At 44.0% G+C, this 7,075-nt stretch carries 6 protein-coding genes; 1 reads left to right on the forward strand and 5 read right to left on the reverse strand.

Going from position 1 to position 7,075, the window contains the following annotated elements; all coding sequences use genetic code 11:
* Nucleotides 1–1,302: capsule assembly Wzi family protein (locus tag GX419_08750; protein ID NLI24779.1), on the forward strand; the 1,302-nt coding region annotated here is incomplete at its 5' end.
* A 57-nt stretch (nt 1,303–1,359) separates the two neighbouring features.
* Here GX419_08750 and GX419_08755 read toward each other — a convergent pair.
* From GX419_08755 to GX419_08775, 5 genes are all read right to left on the reverse strand, one after another.
* Nucleotides 1,360–2,472, reverse strand: a complete 1,113-nt coding sequence (locus tag GX419_08755; protein ID NLI24780.1) for an undecaprenyl/decaprenyl-phosphate alpha-N-acetylglucosaminyl 1-phosphate transferase — start codon at nt 2,470–2,472, stop codon at nt 1,360–1,362.
* Nucleotides 2,473–3,146: 674 nt separating this feature from the next.
* Nucleotides 3,147–4,328, reverse strand: coding sequence for a nucleotidyltransferase family protein (locus GX419_08760; protein NLI24781.1), 1,182 nt, complete (start codon nt 4,326–4,328; stop codon nt 3,147–3,149).
* Nucleotides 4,329–4,526: 198 nt separating this feature from the next.
* Nucleotides 4,527–4,718, reverse strand: a complete 192-nt coding sequence (locus tag GX419_08765; GenBank protein NLI24782.1) for a hypothetical protein — start codon at nt 4,716–4,718, stop codon at nt 4,527–4,529.
* 197 nt (nt 4,719–4,915) lie between these two features.
* The gene (locus GX419_08770; protein ID NLI24783.1) at nt 4,916–5,608 is read right to left on the reverse strand and encodes a hypothetical protein; all 693 of its coding nucleotides are present in this window, start codon (nt 5,606–5,608) and stop codon (nt 4,916–4,918) included.
* Nucleotides 5,609–5,610: 2 nt separating this feature from the next.
* The gene (locus GX419_08775) at nt 5,611–7,014 is read right to left on the reverse strand and encodes a hypothetical protein (protein ID NLI24784.1); all 1,404 of its coding nucleotides are present in this window, start codon (nt 7,012–7,014) and stop codon (nt 5,611–5,613) included.
* Between the last annotated feature and the right edge of the window lie 61 nt (nt 7,015–7,075).

Raw genomic sequence — 7,075 nt, forward strand, 5'->3', positions numbered from 1 at the left:
GGACTGGTGCTGAAAGTTAACGGCCTGGCCGATTTCAGCGCCGGAAAAGAGAACGGCTCCTCCCGCCTCCTGTACCGCAATACCCGCGGGGCCCTCTTTGAAGGCACCATCAGCGGCGTCATCGGATTTTCCTCCGCCCTGTATGAAAACCAGGCCCGCTTCCCCGGCTACATCATTTCCTATATCCAGAAACATGGGGTTTTGCCCGGCCAGGGTGTTGCCAAAAAATACCAAACCGACGGATACGATTTTTCCTGGGCGGAAGGAAACCTGTGGGTCCGTCCATGGAAAGACCTGTACCTCGAAGCCGGCTATGGCAAACGCTTTTTCGGCGATGGCTACCGCTCCCTTCTCCTTTCTGATTTTTCGGATGTATATCCCTATGCCGGTTACCAGTGGTATGCCGGGAAGTTCTTTCTGGCCGCATCCACCCAGAGCATGATTCAGCATGAGGAGGTCATACGCTGGGACAAGCGCCGTTTTCCGGCCAAAACTTCCGTATTTCATTTTGCCGGTGTCCGGCTTGGACGCATTCAGCTCACCCTGATGGAAGCCAACATGTACGCCAATCCCGACAGTGCCGGCAACTTCCGCTGGCAGGCTGAATTTTTCAATCCCCTTCCGGTTCTTAATTCCCTGGCCGGAAGAGGTAATTCGCTCTGGGGAGTCAACGTTTCGGTTAACCTGCCTCCTTTCCTTTTGTATGGCCAATGGCTGGCCGACGATTATCCTCTGAACAAAATCACCGATGTGCATTCGGTACAGAACAAAACCGGATTCCAGGCAGGCATAAAATGGTTCCATGCCTTTTCCCTGCCGGGAATGTTTTTCCAGGCAGAATACAATCAGGTAAGGCCCTATACCTATTCCGGAAAACCCTTATCCCTCACCTACACACACTACAATGAGCCACTGGCACATCCGCTGGGTGCCAATTTCAGGGAAGGGATCATCCGGGCAACATACCGGTTCAAGTTTTTCCTTCTGGAAGGGCAGACTTCCTATGCCGTGCAGGGAAGGAACGACGGAACGCTCGACTGGGGGGCCGATCCCCTTCTCCGGAACGGACTACTGCCCGAACCGGTAAAAGTGAGCCGCCAGAGCCACATCCTGCAGGGGATAAAAACCAGCGTAGTGAATGCTTTTGCAGGGGTATCGTGGATTGTCAATCCTGTCAACACCCTGCATTTTTCGGTTGAGTACCATTACCGGATGGAATCGGCGGAGGGGAATAAGAACACCACGGGGTATATCATGATTGGTCTGCGGACAAACCGGATCAATCATTATTACGATTTCTGAGATTGAAGGGAGAAAAGAGGGCTGGCGCGGTGCGCCAGCCCTCTTTTTTTCTTTTTATCAGGCTGTTTCCTCAGTTCCCACCTCATCGGCCTGCACTTCCTTCAGCCCGTTAGAGCGTTTCTTCCGGTACATCATGTCAGGAATCAGGCTCAGCAAAACGGCCAGCACGAGCAGGATGCCCGTGAGAGGAAGGATGCCGATGGGGTCCAGCAGAAATGCAATAACAATAAACACGATATTGAAACCTGCAAGGATCAGTGTTGACTGCAGATGGCTCAGTCCCAGCCTTAACAGCCGGTGGTGCAGGTGTTGCTTGTCGGCCCTGAAGGGAGAATCGCCCCTGTACATGCGCAGGAAAAAAACCCGCAGGGTATCGAACAGGGGTAGTACCAGTATGCCGATAGAAACAGCCGGAGCCGATGTGAGGCGCCAGGGAATATCTTCCTCCACATTGGCTTCATTGAACCTGATGGCAAGGATGGCCAGCACAAGCCCTATCAGCAGGGCTCCCGTATCGCCCATAAAGATCTTGTTTCCCCCTGCAGAAAGGTTGAACCGCAGAAATGCCAGCAGGCCACCGGCCAGCGCACCGGCCATAATGGTATAGGAATAGTTGCCGGAAATCCAGAACCAGATTCCAAAGGCACTGCTGGTAATGATTCCGGTCATGGCCGCCAGTCCGTCAATGCCGTCGATCAGGTTGAAACTGTTGATGATGACTATGACAACGAACACCGTGAGAACCACGCTGTAGGCATCCGGAATGTGCTGTATGCCGAGAAATCCGTGCAGGCTGGTAAATCGCAGATGGGCCGGTACGGTGATGATGATGGCGGAAAGGATCTGGGCAACCAGCTTTTTTACGGGGCCCAGCCCAAGGATATCATCTTTTATGCCGATGTAGAAGATAATGATGGCGGCCGCTACAAAATAACGGAGCTGGTAGGCCAGCTTCCCGTCAACAAACAGCGTCATGGCCAGAGTAAGTCCTGCAAAAATGGCGGCCCCCCCCAGGGTGGGGACATTGTTCTTATGCGGCTTGCGGCGCCCGGGTGAATCGTACAGATTCTTTGCCTTAGCCACCCTAACTATCGGCGGGATAAGGATATAGGTAATGAGGAATGAAAGTCCAACCGCTCCAATCAGGTTCAATACATCAAATGAAAACATACTCTTTTTGAAAAGGACACCTAAAGTAATAAATTATACGTTTAACTGGTCGCTTTTGTTCATATTTTTTGCAAAAGGAGCGAAACAGGTGTCGAAAGAACCGCTGTGCACAAGGAAGAGCATAAACCGAAGTACCATGAATTAACAAATTCAACCAGGCTATAGCGAAATTATTTTTAGAGGAGATGAAGTCAATAGAAACACAAAAAACATGTAAACAACTTGTTTCTATTGACTTATCGAGGTAATCCCGACGTATAAAATCGGATTAGATTTTGTTAGACGATTCGTCAATTGAGTTTTTCAATTGACGAATTGGAATAAAACAAAAATCGCCTTTCAGGACGCTTCCACTCCGTTTCAGCGGGGTTTGCCCGGATGCCAACGCGCTTTGGATTTACGCTCAGGAAAGAAATTCCTTTTCAGAAACGGAATTAAGCTCTTGCTCCGGCCTTTAGCAGGCCTGCGGGGAGACGTCCACGATTGGTGCGGGCTGCGTTGGCTGAGCCTGTCGAAAATGAATAAAAAAGAAAAACAAGAACCCTGAAGGGGCGGCATTATTGGCTGTTTCATAATGCCGCCCCTTCGGGGTTCTTTAGCACTCTCCATCTGCAATCTTCTAAAACTATTCCATCTCTTCGGAATGGGTTCAGAATCACATTCTCTTACAGAATTCATTTATGCGCACCTGTGCAGTGTGCCGCAACATACCGGATGAGCATTATGACTCCCTTGATGAAAACCCGCAGGAAATGATACGGATACAACAAAACAATCCCCCTGGCCGGAAACCACCTGTAGCGCATTTTCATATAAGCCGGCGAAGGAAAGAGCAAGCCGGCAAGAAAAAGAATTTTCCTCTTCATATTAAACCGCGAGGAGAAATAGCGAATATGAGGGGCAGGGTCATTCCTGCGTTTCATACCGTACTCGGAAACAATTTTCAGGGAGGGTTCCATCCACCCGGGCAATGGCGGCAGGGGTGTCCTGAACGTCTGCGGGAGAAGATCGGGCAGAAGGGCAACCATGAGTGCGGCGACTTCCAGAACCTCTGTGCGGCAATGGTACCTGCCGGCAAGCCGGAAAAAATCCTCCTCCTTCTGTTCCTGCCCGGTAAAGAGCCGTTGCATCAGACAGGCTGTGTCGCGCAACCAGAGAAGCTTAAACCGTTCTCTCGGCAGATGCTTGTGCACATGGCTCATGATGAACAACAAATGCACATCGGGTGCCGGTACCAGGAAAGTTTTTCCGGCTATTTGGCACGGAACACAGGGGCATTCTGAAAGCCCCAGGCTTTCCGGCCCTTTGAACAGCGCAGTATGGGGTTCAATCAGAATATCTTCCAGCAATATGCCCGGTTCGTGCGAAGCGATGGTGGCATAAAACTTCGTCTGCGGCTCGCTGAACTTCTCTGCGCCGAATTCTTTGAGAAGCTGTCGTATAACAGGCACATCTTCAGGATTGACCAGGATATCGATATCGATCATCGGGCGCAGTGATGCATCGCGGTAGCAGGTGGCTGCGAGGGTAAATCCTTTCAGCAGAGCAAAAGAAATGTTGTTCCGGCTGAGGACGTCATGAAGCTGAAACAGGGTTGCCTGAAGCTTCAGGTTGCGCATGGCCTGTCGCCTTACCGTTGTATCAATAACCTCCCGTACGGCAGGTGACAGTGTCTCGTATTGTCCTGCTTCCAGAAGCGCCGAGCGGAAAAGAGGAAGAAGTCCGTTCTGCTGCAGCGAAAAAACCGTCTTTTCCCAGTTGCTTATGGCGGCAGCTTCGTGCATGAAGGCTTCGGCCAGTTCAGCTCCCGGAGCGGGATGAAGAAGATACCGTATGAGAGAGGGAAGAACGTACATGAGGCAAAGATAATCGGAAAAGGAACCTGGTTTGGACCCCTATTAATCAGCCTTTTTTATAGACGGTTAAAAATACATAAATTTTTCGCTTTCCATTTGTCGTAGCAAGGAACGACCGAAGGTGGTTGCTAAACAGATGGTTATGGAAGTGATACAGCTAGCTGTTTTAATGCATAGTTCTCCTTCTCTAACTCTCTGTTACGCTTCAGTTGTTGGGGAGTTATCCCATGTTGCAGCCCACTCTTCCCCCCATGGCTTCCAATTTGTTCTTCCAGGAATATACGTTGCTGAATATAGATCATACTTCTCAAGAATGACTTTAACCCCTAGTTCGCTGGCCTCTTTAATGATGTGCAGCTTCTCCTTTACAATAAATGTTCCTTTGTTCATAAATAAAAAATTACAGACTTCTTTTTTTAATTTCGTCCATTGAATTAAAGAGCTGATAAATCAGAAACCATCAATTCATAACCTTAAAAAAACATAAACAAACTTAAATCAAAAAACCATTGGCTGGCAAAACCGAGAGTAGATTATATTGATTCCATATCTTATAAACGAAGTAGTTTAGAGATAATAATAATTAATTAGGGTTTGTCAAATATAGTACAACTATTTTTAGGATATGAAAATTCTTCTGGAATGCAATTTGAATATTTTTTTTCTTGTTTAATTAATAATATTTTACCACTATTTTCTTCTATCGCATAATCAGATAAAGTAACTATTGTCATTGGAGTATCAGGCTTCTTCCTTGTTTTTTTATCTATAAATTCTGGATTCCATTCATAATAGCGTGTTTTGATTTCTAAATTTTCAGTTATTATGCTTTCTTTGTATTTTATCATTTCCGTTTCTCCCCCACCTTCTTCAAATCCTACAACGATCTCATCTACTAATATTTCATTGAAAAATGTAAGCAAGTATTTTTGCAAAGTATCATTGCCCCCCCTTTCATAGAATAATAAATGTAAATTATTTTTTTTATAATATCCTAATATTCTAAAATAATATTTTCTAATTTCCTCCACGTTTTCCATCAAATCATTATCATAATTAATATAGTGATAAAATAATTTTGATTCGTCATTATCTAATAATGCACATGAAATAATTTTTTCACTAAATTCCTTATAATTTAAATTATTATTTTTTTTTATATAAACAGGTAATGATAACTTTGGAGATTCATTCAATATTTTTTTAATACATATATCATTTGTTTGTGCGGTACCAGATAAGCAAATCATTATTACATGATAAAAAAAAATCTTTTTCATAATTAAAAATTTTTTCTAATTTCAGTTACTTTATAAATTTTCCCTCTATAAGAGGTATTCAATATTTCAAAATTAATTTCATCTATATAAAATTTATTGTTTTCACTCGTGCCTTGAGCCAAATCTGATCTTCCAGGATCATAAAATCTAAAATAATATTTATCTTCACTTTTATCATATCCAAAACCCACAATAACTACAAAATGAGTTGTTGCACTGTTATTGCTACCTGATAACTTATCATTCCATGCTTCTGGTCCTAATTTCCCATTTTCATATGCTTCTTTAGTTCTACTATCCCATGTTCCACATAAAATAGGTTTGCCTAATTGAAGTTGGTTCTTTACATATAATACTGCTTCATTGAATTCTTGTTCTGAAATTATTGTACTTATTCCATCAGCTAAGTTATCGACATTGATCGGATCTGCAAAATAAATTCTGCTATTATGATTTATTGTTGTACCTGTTTGATTTATCATCCAACAACTTGCTGCCCAACAACATCCAGATTCACAGCCTGTTTTATTTTTTGTGTCCTCCTTATCTAATTGACTTAAATAAGGAACCCCATTGATTTCTATTGCTTTTTGAGCATATAAATAATCTTCAAAATTCTTGGCTTCATTTTCCATTATGCTGATTTCCAATCTTATTTCCCCAGTAGGTTCTTTCTTATCATATGGAGCATTTTTAATATCGTATTTCAACTCATGGAATTGATATTTAACAAATTTAATTCCCTTATCAGAGTAACTTTGTTTACATAATTCAGAAGGCTTAATGTTGCATGAAGGTATTTGATTATTATTACTGCCTTTATTTAAATAACCTTTTATAGAAATTTTAACTCCGCTATATTCCTTTTTCCCAAATTTAACTTTATTATATTGATAATCTCCGTAACATGAAAATAACTGAAGCTCTATTTCTGTTTTTTTATCAATATTAGCTTTTCTCATTTTTTCAACTATACTTACTAATTGATTTAAACATAAAATCCCCATCTCCCCCTCTTCCTCTTCTTCAGCCCAGGCAAACAGTATTGTCTGTGGATCGTGGATGTAGTCCCACTGGTATTTGTACAGACGGGTCGCCGGGGGCGGACCGTACGACATCAGATTGTCTGTTGAGGTTTGCGGCTGGTAAAAACGATTCGAGGTGCTGAAGGTGTGACGCAGGGTAAACAAACCGTGGCCCAGCTCGTGCGCCAGGGTGTGCAGTAACTCTTCCTCACTCTGCTGGTTGCGGAACAGAAATCCATACCTCCTGCCCAGGGGCATATAACCACCCTCGGCAGGGTCCACCGATCCGTTCAGCACAAACAGGTAATGCGCCTGCGGATCGTACAGAACATTTTTCTTCCACTGCCTGATCACCTGTTTCATTTCCTCTGAGTAATCCATCCGGCTGTTTCGGTCCGTATTGTCCAGCCGCCCGCTTTTGTCTTTTAAAGCTACAAAAAAA

The organism is Bacteroidales bacterium (assembly GCA_012517825.1).
GTDB lineage: Bacteria > Bacteroidota > Bacteroidia > Bacteroidales > JAAYUG01 > JAAYUG01.